The following is a 17,932-nucleotide window of genomic DNA, read 5'->3' as shown; positions in this document are numbered from 1 at the left end:
TAAACTCCTTTGTTGCCATCCTTCTTTGCTAATTGTCAGAAAATAAAGTATGGACATGGAAAGAAGTGGACATAATGCGTTTATATAAGTAGAACGTATAAAGAGGTGTCGACTTTGTTTAAATGTCCAAACTGTAAAAGTATTGACGTTGGCAAAATTGGTGTAAATCAGTATTACTGCTGGAATTGTTTTATTGAAATGACTATTTCAAAAGGACAAATTAATACTCACCAAGTAGAAGAAGATGGAACATTGAGCTCGCTTGATGATTTGTTCTCAGATGACGAGCGCACAATCAATTTCTAATTCTTTTTTACCGGGAGGAAGAGCAATGGGCAGAATCATTCCGTCAGTAGTCGCTTTCGGTCTTGGAGCTTATGCATTTAAAATGGCAGATGATCGAGAGATGTTTACAAAAAGAAATATGAAAAAAATGCGTAAACGTATGATGAAAGCTATTCACTAATAAAAAAGCACTATTGCACTGAGCTGCAATAGTGCTTTTTTGCAGGCAGAAGATACAACTGCATGTATAAACTCCTTTCTTTATCAAAAAATAGAAGGGAGGAGGAGTTTACGTTGAAAGATAGTTCATTCAAATGGTTCTATAGATTCGGACTGCTGTTATTAGCACTGCTGTGCGTATTAGTCTTTTTTAAAGTCCAGTTTTTATGGCTGCCTGTTATTTACATGTTTTTAAAAGCACTGCTGCCTTTTTTTATTGCAGCATTCATTACATATTTACTTCATCCGCTTATTGAAAAAACGCATGATAAAGGCGTGCCTCGTCCTCTAGCTATTTTACTGATCTACATTATCTTTTTTGGAGGAATCGGGTTCGGAGCCTATAAGTCGTATCCTATTTTTGTGGAACAAGTAAAAGATTTAAATGAACAGCTGCCTCATTTTACGAATACATATAGACATTGGGTAGAATCGATTCATGATCGTACAACTTCACTTCCAAACGGTGTACATGAGAAAATTGAAGGCAGCATTGATGATGTAGAGGCTACGCTCAACGTGTGGCTTACAAAAGTGGCGGAAGGATTAAAATCATTGATTACCTCTTTTTTGATTTTAATCATTATTCCATTTATTGTTTTTTATATGCTGAAGGATTTTTCCTCTATTAAGAAAGCAACAGCTTATGTCACACCGAAAAAGTGGCACAAACCAGGCGAACGTTTTTTATCGGATGTGAATGAATCGCTTGGCAATTATATTAGAGGACAATTTTTTGTTTGTCTCATTATTGGTGTGATTGCCACAGCAGCACTTTGGTTCTTTCATGTACCTTATGCACTTCTTTTAGGCTTTATTATTGGCGTAACGAATATCATTCCGTATTTTGGCCCGATTATTGGTGCGGTTCCAGCAGCTATTATTGCAGCAACTATCTCGATAAAGTTGGTTATTACCATTGTCATTATTATCTTTGTGCTGCAGTTTCTAGAAGGAAATGTGCTGTCTCCGCTTATCGTAGGAAAGAGCCTTCATATTCATCCTTTGTTTATCATGCTTGCGCTCCTTTTAGGAGGAGAGTTTGGAGGAGTATTGGGTCTCATTTTGGCTGTGCCAATTTTAGCAGTCGTTAAAATATCTATTTTGCATATTCGCTCTTATACGCTCAAACATTGACAAAGAGCGGTTAATTTGTCATAATATCGCCATAAGAAAACGCTACATATTTTGAACACAATGATGGATCGAGTACGTTGCACACTGGTTTTTAGAGAAGGGCTTCCTTGGCTGAAAGAAGCGCTAAACAAAGAGCAGCTGAACGCTAGTCCAGAGTGCAGGCTAAAACCTGCCGTGTCAGCAACGTTAACGCTATGAAGGTGATAAATGCTTTTGGCATTTATAATCAGGGTGGTACCGCGAGTTCAACTCTCGTCCCTGCTACAGGGATGAGAGTTTTTTTGTGTGCAAATAACTAGCAATTGCTTTTGGACACAGAGAAAATAGATGCTTTTATGTCATCATTTTTTTGTCTATAAATAAGAAGAGTATTAAAGGAGGACCAATCATGAAAAAACTGACGTCAGCACAAGTTCGTCAAATGTATTTAGATTTCTTTAAAGAAAAAGGCCATGATGTAGAACCAAGCGCATCTTTAGTCCCGCATGAAGATCCATCTTTATTATGGATTAACAGTGGAGTAGCTACATTAAAAAAATATTTTGATGGTCGAGTTATTCCTCAAAATCCGCGTATTTGTAACGCGCAAAAATCTATTCGTACAAACGATATCGAAAACGTAGGTAAAACTGCTCGCCATCATACGTTTTTTGAAATGCTTGGTAACTTCTCTATCGGTGATTATTTCAAAGAGGAAGCAATCCAATGGGCATGGGAATTCTTAACGAACGATAAATGGATTGGATTCGATGCAGATAAGCTATCTGTAACAGTTCACCCTGAAGATGAAGAAGCATTTAAGATCTGGAATGAAAAAATGGGTGTGCCTAAAGAGCGCATCATTCGTTTAGAAGGTAACTTCTGGGATATCGGAGAAGGTCCGAGCGGTCCAAATACAGAGATCTTTTATGATCGCGGAGAAGCATATGGTAATGACCTAACTGATTCGGAATTATATCCAGGTGGAGAAAATGAGCGTTATTTAGAAATTTGGAACCTTGTATTTTCTCAGTTTAATCATAATCCTGATGGTACGTACACGCCGCTTCCAAAGAAAAACATCGATACAGGAATGGGCTTAGAGCGCATGGTTTCTGTTATTCAAGATGTGCAAACAAACTTTGATACAGATTTGTTTATGCCAATTATTGAAGCAACAGAAAACATTTCAGGCGCTAAATATCGTACAAATGATGAGCAAGATACGGCATTTAAAGTCATTGCTGACCATATTCGTACGGTAACATTTGCTGTAGGTGATGGTGCGCTTCCTTCAAATGAAGGCCGCGGGTATGTGCTGCGTCGTTTATTACGCCGAGCAGTTCGCTATGCTAAAAAGTTAAACATTAATCGTCCGTTCATGTACGAGCTGGTGCCGGTAGTAGGTGAAATCATGGTTGATTTCTATCCGGAAGTAAAGGAAAAAACGGATTTTATCCAGCGCGTTGTAAAAAATGAAGAAGAGCGTTTTCACGAAACGTTAAATGACGGACTAGCTATTTTGGCAACGGTTATTAAAAAAGAAAAAGCGCAAAACAGTGATACGGTACAAGGCGAAGATGTGTTCCGTTTATATGATACGTATGGCTTCCCTGTTGAATTAACGGAAGAATATGCAGAAGATGAGAACATGAAAATTGATCATGCAGGTTTTGAACGTGAAATGGAAGCACAGCGTGAGCGTGCGCGTGCTGCTCGTCAAGATTCTAGTTCTATGCAAGTTCAAGGCGGCGTACTTGGTGAAGTAACCGTTGCAAGTGAGTTTGTTGGCTATGATAAAAATGAAGTAGAAACAGTTGTTGAAGCAATTATTGTAGACGGAGAGCTTGTTGACCGCGCTGAAGCTGGAACAGAAGCGCAAGTTATCTTAAGCCACACGCCATTCTACGCAGAAAGCGGCGGTCAAATTGCGGACCAAGGTACAATCCAAAGCGCTGCAGGAACAGCGGAAGTAAAAGACGTTCAAAAAGCGCCAAACGGCCAAAATGTCCAAACGGTATCTGTAACAAACGGAGAGCTTGTAAAAGGTGAAACATACAAGGCGACACTTGATGAAGAAAACCGCAGTGCGATTGTGAAAAACCATACGGCAACGCATTTATTGCATCAAGCACTAAAAGATACGTTAGGAACGCATGTTAATCAAGCGGGTTCTTTAGTAACAGCGGATCGCTTGCGCTTTGACTTCTCTCACTTTGGTCAAGTGACACAAGAAGAGCTTGAGAAAATTGAACAAATCGTTAATGAAAAGATTTGGGACAGCATCTCTGTACAAATTGAAAACAAAGCAATTGACGAAGCAAAAGCGATGGGTGCAATGGCGCTATTTGGTGAGAAATACGGAGATATCGTGCGCGTAGTACAAGTAGGCGACTACAGCTTAGAATTATGTGGTGGATGTCACGTGCCAAATACATCTGTTATCGGTTTATTTAAAATTGTGTCAGAGTCCGGAATCGGTGCAGGTACTCGACGTATTGAAGCTGTAACTGGAAAAGCTGCCTATCAGTTAATGAATGATCAAGTAGGCTTACTAAAAGAAGCTGCGGCAAAAGTAAAATCCAACCCGCGCGATTTAGTAGGGCGCGTTGAAGGATTGCTAGAAGAAATTCGTAATCTTCAGCGTGAAAATGATTCGCTATCTACAAAGCTTGGCAATATTGAAGCTGGCAATCTTGTTGACCGCGTGCAAAACATTAATGGTGTGAATGTACTAGCAGCGAAAGTGAATGCAACGGATATGAATAACCTTCGTGCGATGGTTGACGATTTAAAACAAAAATTAGAATCTGCTGTGATTGTATTAGCTTCTCCACAAGGTGAAAAGGTAAATATTATTGCAGGTGTAACAAAAGATTTAATTGCTAAAGGCCATCATGCTGGCAAACTTGTTAAAGAAGTAGCGACGATTTGCGGCGGAGGCGGAGGCGGACGTCCTGACATGGCGCAAGCTGGAGGAAAAGACGCTAGCCAAATTGAAAAAGCACTTGGCACTGTAGAAGAATGGGTTAAATCCGTTTAATTCTCCTCTTTCTTGGTGTACAATATAAATAAGACTTAGCATAGTGCACAATGTGTTCACAAATTAAGAGAGTGAGGTGGGACCGTGAGTTCATTTGATAAAACCATGCAATTTAATTTTCAAGATGAGCCAGCTGAAACAAACGTACATGAAGTATTGTTTACGGTTTATGACGCACTGCAAGAAAAAGGCTACAACCCGATCAACCAAATCGTTGGGTATTTGTTATCAGGAGACCCTGCTTACATTCCTCGTCATAACGATGCGAGAAACACAATTCGCCAGTTAGAGCGAGACGAGCTCATTGAAGAACTTGTTAAATCTTATTTACAACAGCATCGAAAGGATTCATAAATGCGCGTATTAGGATTAGATGTAGGAACCAAAACAATTGGTGTGGCAGTTAGTGATGAAATGGGATGGACAGCGCAAGGAATTGAAACAATTAAAATTGCAGATGAGCAGATGGAACAATCATATCCTCGTTTACAGCAGTTAATTGATGAATATTCCGTAGAGAAAGTCGTAGTGGGTCTTCCTAAAAATATGAATGGTACGATTGGCCCTCGAGGCGAAGCGTGCATCGAGTTTGCTGACAACGTCAAAGAAAAACTTAACATTGAAACGATGATGTGGGACGAGCGCTTGTCGACGATGGCAGCAGAGCGAGTACTGCTGTCTGCCGATGTAAGCCGCAAGAAACGCAAAAAAGTAATTGATAAAATGGCAGCTGTTATGATTCTTCAAGGATACTTAGACAGCAAGCAATAAGAAAAGCAGCAGGCTTTGCTTAAGCTGACAAGTTATGACTTTCCCTTTTGCATATTCTTTTGTACGTAAAAGGGAAGTGAAATAACTGAACAGCTTGCTTTTCGCTGAAGAAAAAGTTAAGCTAAGAGCTTACAATATAAAATGAGGTGCAAACATGAGCGTAGAAGAAAATAAAATTACAATCGTCGATGAGAATGGAAATGAGCAGCTATGCGAAATTTTATTCACATTTGATTCTGATCAATATAACAAATCATATGTAATTTACTATCCAATCGGAGCAGACCAAGATGATGAAGAAGAAATTGAAATTCATGCATCTGCTTTCACACCAAGTGAAGACGGTCAAGACGGTGAGCTTCAACCGATTGAAACAGAAGAAGAGTGGGACATGGTTGAGGAAATGGTTAACACATTCCTTGACGAAGAAGGCGAATAATTATAGTGAAAAAGCTGATGACAATTGTTATCAGCTTTTTTTTACATAGTGGCTGTTCTTTTTAGATAAAAAAAGGTTTTTCCTTGCATTCTTAGGGGAGATTGTATGATAATGACGAAAAATGAGATAAATTGTAGTATAATAATTCCTGCGTGTGAGAGTGCATTTTCATAAAAGAATTCATTGTTTGAACGGATGAAACTAGACTTTGGGCAGACAATAACATAAATCATGGAAAAATTTTAGGAGAGGCGATAGTTTAAGGAAGCGATACCATCTCACACCTATAGGAGATACGAATGAATCGCAATCTCATGTCTCCTCTCTGTTCATACTTACAAAAAATCAAGAAGAAAAGAGGTGAAACTGGTTGTATCTTCTTTTACAGAAGTAGATTTAACCAGGAAGCTGCTTGTCGCAACAAACATTTTTACCACCTAATCGTTCAAGAAAAAAACGAGTTATTTTTATTACAATTATCGTACTTCTTTTACTTGTTGGCGGTGCATTTTTCTATGCTCAATCCCGCTTAACGCCCGTGGATCGAAACAGCAATAAAAAAGTAAATGTGACCATTCCACAAGGTTCTTCCGTTCAATCGATTGGTACGGTATTGAAAAAAGAAGATTTAATTAAAAGTAAAAGTGCATTTCGCTATTACGTAAAATTAACCCATGTATCTGGATTTCAAGCTGGAACGTATTTATTTTCTCCTTCCATGAGCTTAGGGGAAATGGTTGAAAAAATGGAAAAAGGCGAGGTTTCAAAACAACCTGATATTCGTGTCACCATTCCAGAAGGGCGCCAGCTTGTCGAAATTGCTGATATCATTGCTAAAAATACAAAGTTTACAAAAGACGAAGTCATGAAAAAGCTAGATGATAAGGCTTTCATTAATAAAATGAAAGAAAAGTATCCAGATTTAGTAACGGATGAAGTGATGCAAAAAGATATTAAACATCCGCTAGAAGGTTATTTATATCCCGTTACGTATGATTTTTATGATAAAAATGTGTCGTTAGATGAAATATTGGATAAAATGGTAGGGAAAACAAATAATGTATTAGGTCAGTACAGTGGGCAAATGGAAAAGAAAAAATTCAGTGCGCATAAACTGTTAACAATGTCTTCTCTCATTGAAGAGGAAGCGACTGCGAAAGTCGACCGAGAAAAAATTGCCAGCGTCTTTTATAATCGCCTTGAAAAAAACATGCCTCTTCAAACGGATCCAACCGTATTATATGCCTTAGGAGAGCATAGAGACCGGGTGTTCTATAAGCATTTAGAAGTGGATTCTCCTTACAATACGTATAAAGTAAAAGGGTTGCCTCCAGGACCAATTGCCAGCTCTGGGCTGATGTCAATCAAAGCTGCGTTGCATCCAGCCAATACAGATTATTTATACTTCTTGGCTACACCTGAAGGAAAAGTTATTTTTACCAAAACGTTAGAAGAACATAACAAAGAAAAAGCCAAGCATATTACAGGTAAAGAAAAGCAAAATACCGAAAAATAATTAGAAATTTAAAATTGGGGAATCGCGATACTTCGCATTCCCCATCTTTTATGTTAAAATATATCGGGTTTACGTAAAAACGAAAAAAACTTATAATAGACTAGTTGTCTTACTATTTTGCAGTAATGAAACGTTATGAAAACATAATGTAAAATGTACTTCTGAGAACGGAGGAAGTGTTTTGCTTTTACAAAACGTAGAGCAGTATGTGGAAAAGCTTATTCCTAAGCGCCAGGAGCTTATTGAAGAAATGGAAGCTTATGCAGAAGAACATCACGTTCCGATTATGGAATTGATTGGTGTTGAAACGCTATTGCAAATTCTTCGTCTTCATCAGCCAAAACATATATTAGAAATTGGAACAGCGATTGCATATTCGTCTATTCGAATGACCCATGCGCTTCCAGAGGCACGAGTGGTTACGGTGGAACGAAATGAAGAGCGTTACCAAAAAGCGCAAGAGTTTATTGAACGGGCGGGAAAACAAGATAAAATTGTGTCGTTGTTTGGAGATGCACTAGAGCTTAGAGATGAAATTGAACGTCATGGTCCTTATGATGCAGTCTTTATCGATGCAGCTAAAGGTCAGTATCAGCGTTTTTTTGAACATTATGAGCCGATGCTATCTTCTAAAGGAATGATTATTTCGGATAACGTACTATTTAAAGGTCACGTAGCGACCGATTTGGCGGAAGTAGAAACACGTCGACGCCGCAGCTTAATTAAAAAAATTCAGGCATACAATACGTGGCTGATGAATCATCCCGATTATTATACAACTATTCTCCCTATTGGAGACGGAATCGCGATTAGTATTAAAAGAGGTGACCAAGAATGAAAAAACCAGAACTATTAGTGACACCAACTGCAGTTTCGGAAATCGAATCATTACTACAAGCTGGAGCAACAGCTATTATGGTTGGTGAACAGCGCTACGGTTTGCGTTTAGCAGGTGAATTCAAACGTGAAGATATCGTAGAAGCTGTAAATATTGCTCATCAGCATAATGGAAAAGTCTACGTAGCGATGAACGGATTATTTCACAATGATAAGATCGCCGAATTAAATGAATATATTTTATTCTTAAAAGAAGCAAGCGTAGATGCGATTGTATTTGGAGATCCTGCTGTATTAATGGCAGTGCGTGAAACGGCTCCAGAAATGAAAATGCACTGGAGTACCGAAACAACGGGAACAAACTGGTATTCATGTAACTACTGGGGCCGCAAAGGAGCTAAGCGTGCAGTTCTTGCTCGTGAGTTAAGCATGGATAGCATCATTGATATCAAAGAAAAAGCCGAAGTAGAAATTGAAGTTCAGGTGCATGGCATGACGTGTATGTTCCAATCGAAACGTTCACTTCTTGGCAACTACTTTGAGTATCAAGGAAAAGTCATGGAAATTGAAAATCGTAAAGTAGAAAAAGATATGTTTTTACTTGATAATGAGCGAAACAATAAGTATCCAATTTTCGAAGATGAAAATGGAACGCATATTATGAGTCCAAATGATATGTGCATTATCGATGAGCTTTCCGAAATGATTGACGCTGAAGTAGATGTATTTAAAATTGACGGCGTATTAAAGTCACCGCAATATATTTTAGAAGTAACAAAAAAATATCGTCAAGCGATTGATTTATGTGTAGATGACCGTGAAGAATACGAAAACGTTAAAGACGATTTGTTAGAAGAAATTGAAAGCTTGCAGCCAATTAACCGCCCGTTAGACACAGGGTTTTTCTTTAAAGAAACGGTATATTAAAAAGCATGCAAAGAAAGATAAACAAAGGAGGTACAAACGATGGCTGTTCAAATCGATACTGTAGTAGAAGGTAAACGAGTTATTACTAAAAAGCCTGAGTTGTTAGCTCCAGCCGGTAACCTTGAAAAATTAAAAGTTGCCGTACACTATGGAGCAGATGCTGTGTTTATCGGAGGAAAAGAGTTTGGCCTTCGTTCAAATGCAGATAACTTTACATTTGAAGAAATGGCAGAAGGTGTTCAGTTTGCAAACAAATACGGCGCACGTATTTATGTTACAACAAACATTTTTGCTCACAATGAAAATATGGACGGACTTGAAGATTATTTAATGGGATTAGAGCGCGCTGGCGTTTCTGGAATCATCGTAGCTGATCCGTTAATTATCGAAACCTGTCGACGCGTTGCACCTAAGCTTGAAGTACACTTAAGTACGCAGCAATCACTTTCAAACTGGAAAGCCGTTCAATTCTGGAAAGAAGAAGGATTAGAACGTGTTGTACTTGCTCGTGAAACGGGTGCTGAAGAAATGCGCGAAATGAAAGAAAAAGTGGATATTGAAATTGAAGCTTTTATTCACGGAGCGATGTGTATTGCTTATTCAGGCCGCTGCGTGCTAAGTAACCACATGACAGCGCGTGATTCAAACCGTGGAGGCTGCTGTCAATCATGCCGTTGGGACTATGATTTATTTAAAGTAGAAGACGGTAAAACGGAAACGCCTTTATTTGATGAGCAAGACGATCCGTTTGCAATGAGTCCAAAAGATTTAAATTTAATTCAATCTATCCCTCAAATGATTGAGCTGGGTATTGATAGCTTGAAAATTGAAGGACGTATGAAATCGATCCACTATATTGCAACAGTGGTGAGCGTATATCGCAAAGTGATTGACGCATACTGTGCAGATCCTGAGAATTTTGTGATTCAAAAAGAATGGCTTGATGAGCTAGACAAATGTGCGAACCGCGATACGGCTCCCGCCTTTTTTGAAGGGGTTCCTGGAGTGGATGAACAAATGTTTGGCGTACACGGCAAGAAAACAAAATTTGATTTTGCTGGTTTAGTATTGAATTATGATGAAGAAACAAGCATCGTGACATTGCAACAGCGTAACTATTTTAAACCGGGAGAAGAAGTGGAATTTTTTGGTCCGGAAATTAAAAACTTTACGCAAAAAATAGATAAAATTTGGGACGAAGATGGCAATGAACTAGATGCTGCGCGTCATCCGCTGCAAATTGTGAAATTTAAAGTGGACCAACCTCTATTTTCATATAACATGATGCGAAAGGGGATTTAAATATAAAATGGGGAAAAAGCCCGTTGTAATCGGTATCGCTGGTGGATCCGGTTCTGGTAAAACAACTGTAACCAAAGCTATTTATGAGTATTTTAAAGGGCATTCTATTATGCTTCTTGAGCAAGACTATTATTATAAAGATCAAAGCGATGTACCGTTTGAACAGCGTTTGCAAACAAATTACGATCATCCTCTAGCATTTGATAATGATTTGCTGATTGAACACTTGCAAAACTTATTAAATTATGAGAGCATTGACAAACCGGTATATGATTACGCAATTCATACGCGCTCTGAGAAGGTAATTAAAGAAGAACCAAAAGATGTTATTATCTTAGAAGGTATTCTTGTACTAGAAGATCAGCGCTTGCGTAATTTAATGGATATCAAGCTATACGTAGATACAGATGCGGATCTTCGTATCATTCGTCGTATGCTTCGTGATATTAAAGAACGAGAGCGTACGCTTGAGTCAGTTGTTGATCAATACGTATCTGTCGTTCGCCCGATGCATAATCAGTTTGTTGAACCAACAAAACGCTATGCAGATATTATCATTCCTGAAGGCGGTCAAAACCACGTAGCGATTGACTTGATGGTCACTAAAATTCAAACAATTCTTGAACAAAATGCCATTTTATAATAACATAGCATAGATGCAGGAATTTTTTTGAAGACAATGCAGACATATTCTGCTAACTAAACACAAACATTATAAAGAATAGAGAAACGAGCAGCTTCTATTTTGAAGCTGTCATTTCTCTATTAACTGATTTTTCCACAGAGTGGAAAATTTTTTGTACATACAGAAATCGACTGTATACACTAGAGATTTTGAGTTCAAGAAGGAGTGAAGGGATTATGGCACAAGAAAAAGTATTTCCAATGACAGAAGAAGGAAAGCTAAAGCTAGAGCAAGAGCTAGAATATTTAAAAACAGTAAAACGTAAAGAAGTTGTAGAGCGTATCAAGATCGCCCGCAGTTTTGGAGATTTATCGGAGAACTCTGAGTACGATTCTGCAAAAGACGAGCAGGCTTTCGTGGAAGGACGTATTACAACGCTTGAGAATATGATTCGCAATGCGAAAATTATTGAAGAAGATGTAGAAAATTCTTCTATCGTATCATTAGGTAAATCTGTAACATTTGTAGAGTTGCCAGATGGTGACGAAGAAACGTATACAATTGTAGGTAGTGCAGAAGCAGATCCATTTGAAGGGAAAATTTCAAATGATTCGCCAATTGCTAAAAGTCTAATGGGCAAACAAATTGGAGATCAAGTAACTGTTCAAACTCCTGGTGGAGATATGTCAGTGAAAATTGTATCTGTTAAGTAAAACATATGGTTGGAAGCGTTCTACTGAATGCTCGTAAGTAAAAAAGCTGACACGCGTCAGCTTTTTTTATATGATTTAAAAAAACGGAGAGAATAGAAAAGATATGTAGGAAAGGAAAGATGAAGATGAAAGATATCGATTTTACTAAAACAGCGCTTGTTTTAATTGATTTACAAAAAGGGATTGTGCCAATTGGAGGAGACGAAATTGTAGAAAAATCTGTTCAGCTTGTGAATCGTTTCCGCGAACAAAATGGATTTATTAGCTTTGTACGAGTAGATTTTCAAGATGGAAAAGATGCGTTGACGCCAGAAACGGATCAAAAGCCATCTGCTCCTCAAGAAAGACCTGCAGACTGGGCAGAATTCGATCCAAGACTTAATGTTCAAGAGACTGATTACATTGTGACAAAACGTCAGTGGGGAGCCTTTTTTGGGACAGATTTAGACCTTCAGCTTCGCCGAAGAGGAATTGATACAATTGTCCTTTGCGGAATTGCAACAAACATTGGTGTGGAAAGCACAGCTCGTGAAGCATTTCAGTATGGATATAACCAAATTTTTATCACGGATGCCATGGCGACATTTACAAAAGAAGAGCATGAGGCCACTCTTTCTTACATCTTTCCGAAAATAGGAAAGCTACGAACAACTCAACAATTTTTAACGGAAAATGAATAATAAAAACTTGCTGAATCAGCAAGTTTTTTTATGGAATGAAAAAAAGAATGAATATTTCTTAAGATAATGGTTTTAAAAGTAATGGCAACGTCGACACTTGTAAAGAGTGAGGTGTAGTCATGAAAATAATTCACAAGCGAATTTATATTACTCTTATTTTTATTTTATTATTAATTAGTGGACTGGGAGCACGGCTTGTTCAACTCCAGCTTGTCAGCACGGAATCTTTTACTGATAAAAATATTAACTTAATTGAAGGAAGCGTAAAACAGCGTACGCAGGAAATGGTGGTAGACGACGGGCGAGGGAAATTCGAAGATAAAAATGGACAGTCTTTAACATCTATCACGCATAATCGCTTAGTCCTATTTCCGTTTTTAGAAAAAATGAAGTGGCCCGTTCAGCAAGTAAGCGAAATTGTGGGAATGCAACCACAGGAATTAACGAACAGACTAGCGAATGCTAAAACACCGGTTGTTATTACAAAAGAATTATCCCATGCACAAGTCGAAAAAATAAATGCATTAAAGGTACCTGGCGTGTTTGGAATTCCTCTAAAAGATGAGCGTCCAGTTCCTCTTGCTGAACATTTAATCGGACTAGAAGCACAAAGCAAACAAATAATTGAAGAGAAGTACAGTGATAAATTGAAAAATGGAGCTATTAAATCAACTACACCTGTAGGTATCTCAGGGATGCAGAGGGCTTTTGACGAGTTTTTGCTGCCTGAACAAGAGTCTAAGCTCCTTTATCATGTTGATCGACTAGGTGGGCCTATGTTTGGCATCGATGTAAAATATACGGGCACAGCTAACCCTTATTATCCAGTCAGTGTGCGTACGACGCTTGATTTGTCTGCTCAGGAGCTAGTGGAGAATACATTGAATCATTATAAGTTAAAAGACGGAGGAGCCGTCTTAATTGATATAAAAAACAATAAAGTAATTGCGATGGCCAGCAGGCCTTCAATTAATAAGAAAGATCCATTTAAAAAGCAAAACGGTTCAGACAGCGTAGAAAATCGTTTGCTGACGCCGCAAACTCCTGGATCTATATTTAAAACCGTAACAGCAGCTGCAGCGCTTGAACAAAATAAAATTCAGCCTTCTTTTACCTATAACTGCGATAAAAGTATTTATGGCAATAATGTAGAAGAAGATCATCAAAAAGGGCAGCTGACGTTTGAAGAAAGCTTTGCGCAAAGTTGTAATGCAACGTTTGCCCAGCTAGCAAAAGAAATGATAATATCTAATCCGGATATCATTGAACAATATGCTGATAAGTTAGGGCTTCTTCAGCCTGTAGGATGGACGGGTGATGTGTTTCACTTTGAACATTTTAAGCAGTTTTTAGGAGAAAAATCGGGAAGAGTTTGGACAAATGATAGAGAAAAAAAAGTACCAAATGCTGTAGCGCAAACAGCAATTGGACAGCTTGACGTAAAAGTGACTCCGCTTGCAGTAGCAAATATGATGGCGACAATTGCACGGGGAGGAGAAAAGAAGCAGGTAAAAGCGGTAGATGCGCTGGACTATAAAAATAATACGTCACTGTATACGTTTAAAGAGCATGAGCTAAAAGGAGATACGATTAATGAAGCCACAGCTGCTTCTATGCAGCAGCTTTTAAAAGGCGTCGTACAGAGCGAAAAAGGAACAGGAAGAAGATTTCAAACGCTTCCTTATGAAGTGGCAGGAAAGTCAGGAACTGCTGAAATCAATGTGAAGGCCGATATCGTCAATAAATGGTTTGCGGGTTACTTTCCGGCAGATGATCCAAAATACGCAATGGTAGTAGTGGATTTAAATACAAAAAGTGCGATATCTCCCACAAACAGCGTATTTTATGATATTGTTAAAGGGATGTATGACTTAAATACACGTTAAAACAAGAAGAATTTGTAAAAAATATTACAAATATACTTCAAATAAATTTTGATGCTTCATGTATAAGAAAACACATGTTAGAATAAAGCATTATAAAAGTTGGAGGAAATTGTAGCAATGAATAACAATCGTTCTTCAAGACACGAAAACAAAGAAAAAAAAGTAAACCGATTATATAATCTGTTAATTGCTGTCGTAGCGGTTTTAATTGTATTTGTCGGTGGTACGATGATTCTTGGAAACAAGGATAAATCGGATAACCAAGCGGAAACAACTCAAAACAATCCGCAAACAAATGACCAAAAAACGGACAAGACGGCTAAAAAAGACGATGATTCTTCGAAAGATGATCAAGCAACAGAGGATCAAGCAACGGACGATCAAAGCTCTGAAGATGACCAAAGCTCTGAAGATGATCAAGCAACAGATGAAGAATCAAACGACTCAGATTCACAGGCTGAAGTAGAGAAAAATCCAGAGCCTGGCGTGGCAGAACGCAAGGTAGATCCTTCATGGGATTCAGTAGGTACATCACAAGATGCTCCTGCAGCAACATATAAAAAAGGATCAACGGATTGGAACGAAATGCTAAAAGCTGTAGGCGAAGGGTCAGGCATTAGCCCAAGCAATATGACCGTATGGCGTCTAGGTAATAACGGTGGCGTAGGTAAAGCTGTAGCTACGGTTAGTCCTAAAGGCAACTCATCAACAAAATACCGCGTTCAAATTGAATGGGTAGATGGAGAAGGCTGGAAGCCCGCAGTAGTGGATAAGCTTCAATAAAAAAAGCAGCGCGCTAGCGCTGCTTTTTTATTTTGAAATGAACAACTGCAGAGTACAGTTTTTTACCTTGTTCATAGTCCACAGACATTTGATGAGATACGCTATGTACCTCAAGTAAAATCGCCTTATTTTGATCAATTTTTTCAGCAATTTGTTTTTCAAGCATTTTAACATCAGGCGCTTCAAAAAATTCTATTTTATCTTCAATCATTTCAAATTCAAAATTCATCTTACGGCCTCCTTACCTCATTACTATAGTATAGCAAATAGAAAGTTAAAAGCTTAAAATATTTGTAAATGAAGAACAAACGATGACTAAAAACATACTATATCCATAAGAATTATTAGTTATGAGGAGGCGTTTTTTATGGGGCTAGAGTTTTTAGATATCTTTGAAAAGTGGGCGAATGAGTATGATGCATCGGTAAGCGGGAAAGATGAACAGTATAGAGAAGTGTTTCGCAATTATAATGAAATCTTAGAATATGTAGCAGACCGTTCAATAGGGCATGTGATAGAATTTGGAACAGGCACTGGAAACTTAACAAAAAAACTTTTAGAAAAAGAACTTACGGTAGTAGGAATTGAGCCGTCAGTTCCAATGAGACAATTGGCACACCAGAAATTAGGAGCAGATGTTTTAGTCACACCGGGAGACTTTTTACAGTTTGATACATCGTTGTTTCCAGCAGAGAGCTTAGTTAGTACGTATGCATTTCATCATTTAACAGATAAAGAAAAAGAAGAAGCTGTGATAAACTATGGAAAGTTACTTCAAACCGGTGGTAAAATAGTGTTTGCCGATACAATGTTTGAAACAGCGGATTCATTTGCTGATACCATTGTTCAGGCAAAACAAAAAGGGTATACGCAACTAGCAGAAGATCTAGAGAGGGAATACTATACAACGATCCCTGTCTTAAAGCAAATCTTTGAAAGCAATGGTTTTCACATAACCTTTACACAATTTAATCACTTTGTGTGGGTATTGGAGGCAACGAAACAATAGTAGAAAGAGGTTTTAAAATGAAAGTAGCAATCATTGGAGCAATGGAAGAAGAAGTGACGATTTTACGCGATAAAATTGAGAATCGTCAAGAAACAGTAATCGCAGGATGTGAATACTCAACAGGAACAATCAGCGGCGTGGAGGTTGTATTATTAAAATCAGGTATTGGAAAAGTAAATGCGGCGTTATCTACAGCCATCTTACTAGAGAAGTTCAAACCTGATTACGTTATTAACACAGGATCAGCAGGCGGTTTCCATCCAGAGTTAAACGTAGGGGACGCGGTTATTTCAACAGAAGTTCGTCATCATGATGTAGATGTAACGGTATTCAACTATGAATACGGTCAAGTGCCAAACTTGCCTGCAGCTTTTAAAGCAGATGAAAAACTAGTTCGCCTTGCTGAAGAAAGCGCTCTTGAAGTAACGGATATGAAAATTGTAAAAGGATTAATTGCTACAGGAGATTCGTTCATGAACGATCCTGTGCGCGTAGAGTTTGTTCGCTCTAAGTTTCCAGACCTTTATGCAGCTGAAATGGAAGCAGCGGCTGTTGCTCAAGTATGCTATCAATTTGGCGTACCGTTTGTTATTCTTCGTGCTCTTTCTGACATCGCCGGCAAAGAATCAAATGTTTCTTTTGAGCAATTTTTAGAAAAAGCAGCTGTTAATTCAACGAAATTAGTATTGAATTTTATTACAAAATTAAAATAAGCTGTTCATAAAATATAGAGTTTGTTTTCGTCTACACTCTGCATCGTTTGTCATAACATGGGGTGTAGACTATATTTTTATCTTAATTCCTACTTTATTTATAGGTTAAGTTATATTATTTCGATAGCGAGGTGTTCAAGATTATGAAGGTAGTCAAAAACGTTCATGAATTGATTGGAAACACACCTATGATTGAGATTACACAATTTGATTTACCTAGGGAAATCAGGATATTTGCCAAGCTGGAATATGTTAATCCAGGAGGAAGTGTAAAAGATCGTTTAGGAAAAGAACTGCTGCAAGAAGCTCTTGGCTCTGGAAGACTGAAGCGAGGCGGAACGCTGGTTGAGCCTACTGCTGGGAATACGGGGATCGGGCTGGCTTTAGCTGCTCTTCAGTACGAAATAAACGTCATACTATGTGTTCCAGAAAAATTCAGTATTGAAAAACAGCAGCTCATGAAGGCTTTAGGGGCAACGGTGGTTCAAACGCCTACTGAGGCTGGTATGAAAGGTGCTATAAACAAAGCTCAAGAGCTGCTGCGTGAAATACCTGGTTCTTATTGTCCTCAGCAGTTTGCTAATCCGGCTAATCCTATGACTTATTACAAAACCTTAGGGCCAGAAATATATGAACAGCTTGATGGAAAAATCGACGTGTTTGTAGCTGGAGCAGGTACAGGGGGAACATTTATGGGTACAGCGCAATTTTTGAAAGAAAAAAATCCTTCTCTAAAAACAGTCATTGTTGAGCCAGAAGGTTCAATTTTAAACGGTGGGAAATCCGGCCCTCACTTAACTGAAGGAATCGGAATGGAGTTCATCCCTGATTATATGGAGCGGTCTTATTTTAATGCTATTCATACTGTTAAAGATGTTTATGCTTTTCAAAGAGTGAAAGAGCTGGCTTTAAAAGAAGGGTTACTAGTAGGGAGTTCTTCAGGAGCAGCTTTCGAAGCAGCCCTGATCGAAGCAAAAAATGCAGAAAAAGGGGCTCATATCGTCACGATTTTTCCTGATAGCAGTGAACGGTACTTAAGTAAAAATATTTACAGTGGAGGAAGATAAG

General features: G+C 38.3%; 20 protein-coding genes. 19 read left to right on the top strand and 1 reads right to left on the bottom strand.

Features of this window, described 5'->3' with window-relative positions:
* Positions 1–114: 114 nt before the first annotated feature.
* The 16 genes from N178_RS10845 (at position 115) to N178_RS10775 (ending at position 15,142) form a co-directional block, all read left to right on the top strand.
* Complete coding sequence (locus N178_RS10845) at positions 115–306, top strand: hypothetical protein (RefSeq protein ID WP_013059292.1); 192 nt, start codon at positions 115–117, stop codon at positions 304–306.
* A gap of 25 nt (positions 307–331) precedes the next feature.
* Positions 332–466: a YrzQ family protein gene (locus N178_RS25895; RefSeq protein WP_013059291.1), complete on the top strand. Its 135-nt coding sequence runs from the start codon at positions 332–334 to the stop codon at positions 464–466.
* A 113-nt stretch (positions 467–579) separates the two neighbouring features.
* On the top strand, positions 580–1,641 hold the full coding sequence (locus tag N178_RS10840) for an AI-2E family transporter (RefSeq protein ID WP_028411681.1): 1,062 nt from the start codon (positions 580–582) through the stop codon (positions 1,639–1,641).
* A gap of 388 nt (positions 1,642–2,029) precedes the next feature.
* Positions 2,030–4,663: an alanine--tRNA ligase gene (gene alaS / locus N178_RS10835; RefSeq protein WP_045292112.1), complete on the top strand. Its 2,634-nt coding sequence runs from the start codon at positions 2,030–2,032 to the stop codon at positions 4,661–4,663.
* An 84-nt stretch (positions 4,664–4,747) separates the two neighbouring features.
* Positions 4,748–5,017 carry an IreB family regulatory phosphoprotein gene (locus N178_RS10830; protein WP_013059287.1) on the top strand — a complete coding sequence of 90 codons (270 nt, stop codon included), beginning with the start codon at positions 4,748–4,750 and terminating at the stop codon, positions 5,015–5,017.
* Entirely contained in the window at positions 5,018–5,434 is a 417-nt protein-coding gene (gene ruvX / locus N178_RS10825; protein WP_045292110.1) for a Holliday junction resolvase RuvX, read from the top strand.
* Between the two features lie 154 nt (positions 5,435–5,588).
* Positions 5,589–5,873 carry a DUF1292 domain-containing protein gene (locus N178_RS10820; RefSeq protein ID WP_013059285.1) on the top strand — a complete coding sequence of 95 codons (285 nt, stop codon included), beginning with the start codon at positions 5,589–5,591 and terminating at the stop codon, positions 5,871–5,873.
* 412 nt (positions 5,874–6,285) lie between these two features.
* Complete coding sequence (gene mltG, locus N178_RS10815; protein ID WP_045292109.1) at positions 6,286–7,389, top strand: endolytic transglycosylase MltG; 1,104 nt, start codon at positions 6,286–6,288, stop codon at positions 7,387–7,389.
* A gap of 181 nt (positions 7,390–7,570) precedes the next feature.
* Positions 7,571–8,227 carry an O-methyltransferase gene (locus tag N178_RS10810; protein ID WP_045292106.1) on the top strand — a complete coding sequence of 219 codons (657 nt, stop codon included), beginning with the start codon at positions 7,571–7,573 and terminating at the stop codon, positions 8,225–8,227.
* Complete coding sequence (locus N178_RS10805) at positions 8,224–9,153, top strand: peptidase U32 family protein (protein ID WP_045292104.1); 930 nt, start codon at positions 8,224–8,226, stop codon at positions 9,151–9,153. Before N178_RS10810 ends, N178_RS10805 begins: the two co-directional genes overlap by 4 nt.
* 39 nt (positions 9,154–9,192) lie before the next feature.
* Positions 9,193–10,455: a peptidase U32 family protein gene (locus N178_RS10800; RefSeq protein WP_028411676.1), complete on the top strand. Its 1,263-nt coding sequence runs from the start codon at positions 9,193–9,195 to the stop codon at positions 10,453–10,455.
* 7 nt (positions 10,456–10,462) lie between these two features.
* The gene (gene udk / locus N178_RS10795; RefSeq protein WP_028411675.1) at positions 10,463–11,098 is read left to right on the top strand and encodes a uridine kinase; all 636 of its coding nucleotides are present in this window, start codon (positions 10,463–10,465) and stop codon (positions 11,096–11,098) included.
* A gap of 218 nt (positions 11,099–11,316) precedes the next feature.
* Positions 11,317–11,793: a transcription elongation factor GreA gene (greA, locus tag N178_RS10790; RefSeq protein WP_013059279.1), complete on the top strand. Its 477-nt coding sequence runs from the start codon at positions 11,317–11,319 to the stop codon at positions 11,791–11,793.
* 119 nt (positions 11,794–11,912) lie between these two features.
* Entirely contained in the window at positions 11,913–12,473 is a 561-nt protein-coding gene (locus N178_RS10785) for an isochorismatase family protein (RefSeq protein WP_372456109.1), read from the top strand.
* 119 nt (positions 12,474–12,592) lie between these two features.
* A complete protein-coding gene (locus N178_RS10780) occupies positions 12,593–14,359 on the top strand; it encodes a peptidoglycan D,D-transpeptidase FtsI family protein (RefSeq protein ID WP_028411673.1) in 1,767 nt (588 codons plus the stop codon).
* 117 nt (positions 14,360–14,476) lie between these two features.
* Entirely contained in the window at positions 14,477–15,142 is a 666-nt protein-coding gene (locus tag N178_RS10775) for a YrrS family protein (RefSeq protein WP_045292102.1), read from the top strand.
* Positions 15,143–15,155: 13 nt separating this feature from the next.
* Here the strand turns inward: N178_RS10775 and N178_RS10770 are convergent, their stop codons facing one another.
* The gene (locus N178_RS10770; RefSeq protein ID WP_033579671.1) at positions 15,156–15,371 is read right to left on the bottom strand and encodes a YrzA family protein; all 216 of its coding nucleotides are present in this window, start codon (positions 15,369–15,371) and stop codon (positions 15,156–15,158) included.
* 138 nt (positions 15,372–15,509) lie between these two features.
* Between N178_RS10770 and N178_RS10765 the strand changes: the two genes are divergently transcribed.
* The 3 genes from N178_RS10765 to N178_RS10755 all read left to right on the top strand — a co-directional run bounded on the left by N178_RS10765 (position 15,510) and on the right by N178_RS10755 (position 17,931).
* A complete protein-coding gene (locus tag N178_RS10765) occupies positions 15,510–16,151 on the top strand; it encodes a class I SAM-dependent methyltransferase (protein ID WP_013059274.1) in 642 nt (213 codons plus the stop codon).
* A 17-nt stretch (positions 16,152–16,168) separates the two neighbouring features.
* The gene (gene mtnN / locus N178_RS10760) at positions 16,169–16,864 is read left to right on the top strand and encodes a 5'-methylthioadenosine/S-adenosylhomocysteine nucleosidase (RefSeq protein WP_028411671.1); all 696 of its coding nucleotides are present in this window, start codon (positions 16,169–16,171) and stop codon (positions 16,862–16,864) included.
* Between the two features lie 143 nt (positions 16,865–17,007).
* Positions 17,008–17,931, top strand: a complete 924-nt coding sequence (locus tag N178_RS10755) for a PLP-dependent cysteine synthase family protein (RefSeq protein WP_045292100.1) — start codon at positions 17,008–17,010, stop codon at positions 17,929–17,931.
* Position 17,932: the final 1 nt, after the last annotated feature.

Source organism: Priestia aryabhattai B8W22 (genome assembly GCF_000956595.1).
GTDB lineage: Bacteria > Bacillota > Bacilli > Bacillales > Bacillaceae_H > Priestia > Priestia aryabhattai.
The sequence above is the reverse complement of the archived record's forward strand: the minus strand, read 5'-3'. Positions and strand labels throughout refer to the sequence as shown.

Excerpts from the sequence above, each read along its gene's own strand:
- N178_RS10805 (WP_045292104.1), top strand. The coding sequence starts at position 8,224 with ATGAAAAAACCAGAACTATTAGTGACACCAACTGCAGTTTCGGAAATC.
- greA (WP_013059279.1), top strand. The coding sequence starts at position 11,317 with ATGGCACAAGAAAAAGTATTTCCAATGACAGAAGAAGGAAAGCTAAAG.
- N178_RS10785 (WP_372456109.1), top strand. The coding sequence starts at position 11,913 with ATGAAGATGAAAGATATCGATTTTACTAAAACAGCGCTTGTTTTAATT.
- N178_RS10820 (WP_013059285.1), top strand. The coding sequence starts at position 5,589 with ATGAGCGTAGAAGAAAATAAAATTACAATCGTCGATGAGAATGGAAAT.
- N178_RS10775 (WP_045292102.1), top strand. The coding sequence starts at position 14,477 with ATGAATAACAATCGTTCTTCAAGACACGAAAACAAAGAAAAAAAAGTA.
- N178_RS25895 (WP_013059291.1), top strand. The coding sequence starts at position 332 with ATGGGCAGAATCATTCCGTCAGTAGTCGCTTTCGGTCTTGGAGCTTAT.
- udk (WP_028411675.1), top strand. The coding sequence starts at position 10,463 with ATGGGGAAAAAGCCCGTTGTAATCGGTATCGCTGGTGGATCCGGTTCT.
- N178_RS10770 (WP_033579671.1), bottom strand. The coding sequence starts at position 15,371 with ATGAATTTTGAATTTGAAATGATTGAAGATAAAATAGAATTTTTTGAA.
- N178_RS10800 (WP_028411676.1), top strand. The coding sequence starts at position 9,193 with ATGGCTGTTCAAATCGATACTGTAGTAGAAGGTAAACGAGTTATTACT.
- mtnN (WP_028411671.1), top strand. The coding sequence starts at position 16,169 with ATGAAAGTAGCAATCATTGGAGCAATGGAAGAAGAAGTGACGATTTTA.
- N178_RS10755 (WP_045292100.1), top strand. The coding sequence starts at position 17,008 with ATGAAGGTAGTCAAAAACGTTCATGAATTGATTGGAAACACACCTATG.
- N178_RS10780 (WP_028411673.1), top strand. The coding sequence starts at position 12,593 with ATGAAAATAATTCACAAGCGAATTTATATTACTCTTATTTTTATTTTA.
- N178_RS10765 (WP_013059274.1), top strand. The coding sequence starts at position 15,510 with ATGGGGCTAGAGTTTTTAGATATCTTTGAAAAGTGGGCGAATGAGTAT.
- alaS (WP_045292112.1), top strand. The coding sequence starts at position 2,030 with ATGAAAAAACTGACGTCAGCACAAGTTCGTCAAATGTATTTAGATTTC.
- ruvX (WP_045292110.1), top strand. The coding sequence starts at position 5,018 with ATGCGCGTATTAGGATTAGATGTAGGAACCAAAACAATTGGTGTGGCA.